Annotated in this window: 1 protein-coding gene and 1 pseudogene; one reads left to right on the top strand and one right to left on the bottom strand. The window is 43.0% G+C overall.

Features of this window, described 5'->3' with window-relative positions; genetic code table 11:
• Positions 1-2,118 (bottom strand): annotated as a pseudogene (locus HWQ41_RS19650) (alpha-mannosidase); the annotation flags it as partial.
• A gap of 87 nt (positions 2,119-2,205) precedes the next feature.
• On the opposite strand from HWQ41_RS19650, the gene HWQ41_RS19645 reads away from it, so the two are divergent.
• The gene (locus HWQ41_RS19645) at positions 2,206-3,990 is read left to right on the top strand and encodes a hypothetical protein (RefSeq protein ID WP_292766331.1); all 1,785 of its coding nucleotides are present in this window, start codon (positions 2,206-2,208) and stop codon (positions 3,988-3,990) included.
• Positions 3,991-4,218 lie beyond the last annotated feature (228 nt).

Here is a 4,218-nt window from a genome sequence, read left to right as displayed (position 1 = left end):
GGATGAGGGGGATGAGGGGGAAAGCCAAAATATGCGGTAGCCTACGGGTGGAATTTCGGTGGCGAGAAATAGTAGCGTTGATGGTTCAGATAATTGGGAGACAAGCTGCTTTCCAGAAGCATCGTAAATCTGCCATTCCTCTGGCGTGGGTAAAGCTACAGAGACTACCTCAGAACGCTGCCAATTAAGAGAATTAAAAATGAAAATAGGTAAACTATCGGGTTTTGGTGGTTCTGATAGAGTAGTGTGAGATGCGATCGCTAAAAGTGATGACTGTAATATTTTCGTTCCTATTTGTTCCACTTGCTGCCACTGGGGCAACGCATCCAGATAAACTTGGGTAATTGAAGAACCAGGTAAAATATCGTGAAACTGTTGAAATAACACCAGCTTCCAAGCTGCTTCGATTTCTGCTTTGGGATATGTCACACCACAGCTTACAGTTGCCAAGGTAGCAAATAGTTCAGCTTCATACAATAAATTTTCACAACGACGATTCCAACGTTTTTGGTCTGCGTGGGTAGTGTAGCAACCGCGATGGAATTCTAAGTAGAGTTCGTCATTCCAGATGGGGAATGAGGGAGAATCATAACTACTGACTACTGAATCCTGACTTCTGCCTTCTTTACTGATTTGCTGTAAATACTTTTCAGCCGTCGTAAATTCTAAGTCTGGGAAGAAAGGCGACTTTTGCCAGCGTTGGGCGGTTTCTAACATATCACGGGTGGGGCCGCCGCCGTGGTCGCCGACACCGGGAAGCCAGAGGGATTCTGCTAAACCAGTTTGGGTTTGCCATTCAAGAGCGTAGGATGTCATTTTAACTGGGTCAATGCTTTCACCGATCGGTGCAGACATCAAACTAAAGACTTCACTGCCGTCAGGCGATCGCCACCAAAAAGCCCCATAATCAAATTTAGTAGTATCATTCCAGCGTAACTTCTGCGTGACAAAATACTCAATTCCGGCATTAGCGAAAAACTGCGGTAAAGTTGCACAGAAACCAAAAGAATCTGGAACCCACACCACAGTTGAAAGCTTGCCAAATTTTTCCTGGATGTAGCGCTGACCATACAATAGCTGACGGACTATTGATTCACCAGCAATCAAGTTGAGTTCTGGTTCCACCCACATTCCGCCGACAACTTCCCAACGTCCAGCGGCTACCTGTGCTTGAATCGCCTGAAATAAATCCGGGCGATGTTCCTCAATCCAAGCATAAAGTGCCGGAGTTGAATGACAGAAAATTAACTCAGGAAAATCTTCTTGCAACTTCAGAACCGACTCAAAAGTGTTTTGCGCCGCATTCCAAGTTTCACTCACAGGCCATAACCATGCTAAATCTAAATGAGCATGACCCAAAAGGAAAATTTTAGATTTTAGATCCCCCCAACCCCCCTTCAAAAGGGGGGCTAAGATGTCAGATTGAATTAAATTTTGACGTAGGGACAAAAACGATTTTACCAACTCTCCCTTCTCTACCTCCGCGTCCTCTGCGCCTCTGCGGTTCGTCATCTGCCCCACCATCGCCGCCAAAACATCCAACTTTTGCGGTGCAAACTTTTCCAAATAAAGCTGCACCACAGCTAACTCATCAGCCACAAAACCCGGATCGGGATTATTATCATCAATAGACTGATAAACTAGGAGCGATCGCACTAAAGCACCATCACAATGTCCCGGACTCACTAACCGCAAAGCCACAATAAACTCTTCTCCTGACGTCACCCCCTGACTGAGAAGCACTCTCGGCGAACAATCAAATAAATCACCCTCCAGTACTAACTCCCCATTTACATAAATCTCAGCAGAATCTGCCCACCAAACCAGCGCCAGCCGCAAAGATAACCCAGCTAAGGAATAACCTTGTAAATCTTGGGGAACCACCAATCTTTGCACTAGCCATAGCACTTTTTTCCCGCCGGTCCAAGCAATATGTTCTTTAGCATTCAACTGGACAGGTTGCCAATAAGACAAATCAGCAGCTACAACATCAGTAATAATTAGGTCAGATTCCTCGTATAGCCACGTAGACTGAAGATTAACTTGACAAAAAGAGCGCAGTTGCTCAATAACTTGGGAGATAAATTTGGTCTGGGATTGAGAGACAGTCGGGGTCATATTTTCGCTAAAATGAGGTGTTGGTTGTTTTTATTGTTTGGCGCGAGTCTCACAACTTAACAAGACTTGAACTAAAAAATTACTACTATGTCTTCTGGTTCCTCTGGTCGTTATCAAAGCAGACTATTTAACTTTGTCCACCAGCAATCTCGGCGGGTGACACAACAGTGGGAACACACCTTCCGGCATTTGCAAGTCGCCACTAAGTGGGGTGTGGAGGTACTACTTTACCCAGTGTATCTACTGTTTCAGTCATCGGAATCATCTGGGAAAACGCTACACACCAAAGAACCACAAATTAGACTAAAGTTACAACCAAATGATACCGATTTTCACACCGAAACTCTGCCAAATGTTGATAGCCCCATTCAACATGTATTAGAAGCAGTCAATTATCTGTCATCAGATGAAACCGCCTCGACTCCTGCAAAAACATCTGAACCTTTCAATCCCTTGGCTTTCTTGGGAGTTTCTCGGCTGAAATTCGTTGATAATAACGCTAATCTTACTCAATCATCAAATATTACAGAGAATCAAGCTGGAAGTCTCAACCGTTCACACTTGGAAAATCCCCTTCAACACCATCTTCCAATAGTGCGGGGAATTGCCACAAATTTGATGAATCGGAATTTAGTTCTTGTTACTGCCAATAATGAAATTTTAGATATCTTAACACCCCAACAACAGGCAAAATTAGAAGACCGAATTATTAACGAAGTTGCTAAGTACTGGCAGTATTGGCGTTTGATTATAGCTAAAAAAGAAACGCAGCTATTACCACAAATTGACCGATTATTAGCAAAACTTACTGACGGAAATCCAGCTAAAATTCCAGTTTTAGCCGAGGGTATACCAAAAGATTTACTTAATAATGCCGTGTCCAACTTTATCTCAAACCTAACCCCCAACCCCTTCCCTACCAGCAGCGTTGGGGAGCAAGAATCAAAGCCTCTCGGACTGTGGGGGAGAGGTTTGGAGAGGGGTTTTAAGAATAAATCGCACATCGCGTTTAATACAGATAGATTATTAGCATTTTTAGATATAGCCGTTGCTAAGTTTGAGTCAAATGCTTTAGTACCTGTGCAAGAACGTAGTCAGAAAATTGTCCAAGTTACCCAAACTCAGTTAAATATATTTCTTTATGGCAAAGAGCAATTAGCTGGTAGGGAAGAAATTGCAACCACTACTGATGGTTTGGAAACTCATACACAGAATCTTCAGGCTTTGATTGAGGCGGCGCTTAATTACTTTTTTGGTGTTGGTAATAGAAAAACACTTGAGTCAACAATCAGTGATGAGCGATTGCCAGGTAAACTATTATCATCACGCCTTAGAAAAGCCTTGTCCAAAAGCCCTCTGTTAGAGAACCAGGATTTAACAGACGATCCTTGGCTAACGTGGAATGATTTATTTGGTGACATCGAAACCTTTGCTGACAAGCCAGTTACACTTTCTCAAAGTAAAAATCCTGCTTTAGAGCCAAGTTTATCAGTAGGGCATTTTCCACAAAAGAACTTGAGTGTTAAACAACCTAAAGTTGGATCTGGTTTGCTAGGAAGGAAACAACCAACTAGTAATCTCGCCTCAAGTCAAAAAACATCTGGAAAAGTCGCCTCTGCAAAACAAAACCGAGCCAGCATTTCCCAACCAAAAAGCGAGAGTCGTAAAGGGGAAATTTTGCAACAGCAATTTCACCAAAGCAGTCAAGTTGAGGCACAACCAGACTGGATAGAAACCAAAGCAACTTCAACAGGCTATGAGAAGCACCCCTTAGAGCAACTTCTGGAATGGCTTGATTATGTTATGGTCTGGCTAGAAGAGAGATTTGTAAAGATTTTTCAGTCGTTGCGGCAGCTATGGCAGGGGAAATAAGACTAATTCGTAATTCGTAATTCGTAATTCGTAATCATTACCAACATCTTTATAAATCTTCTGCTTCGTTGCCATCCCGCCCTGGAATAAATTCCGAGGCTAATAGCTAAAGTCCTCTCAAGAGGACTAAGGAATAAGAATTAAATAACATACAATTTATGTCGCTGGCTTACCTCACCCTCAATCCCTCTCCGATATATTGGAGAGGGAAGCTAGATACAGGATGAA

This window comes from Nostoc sp. NOS(2021) (genome assembly GCF_017115025.1).
Classification (GTDB): Bacteria; Cyanobacteriota; Cyanobacteriia; order Cyanobacteriales; family Nostocaceae; genus Nostoc.
The sequence above is the reverse complement of the archived record's forward strand: the minus strand, read 5'-3'. Positions and strand labels throughout refer to the sequence as shown.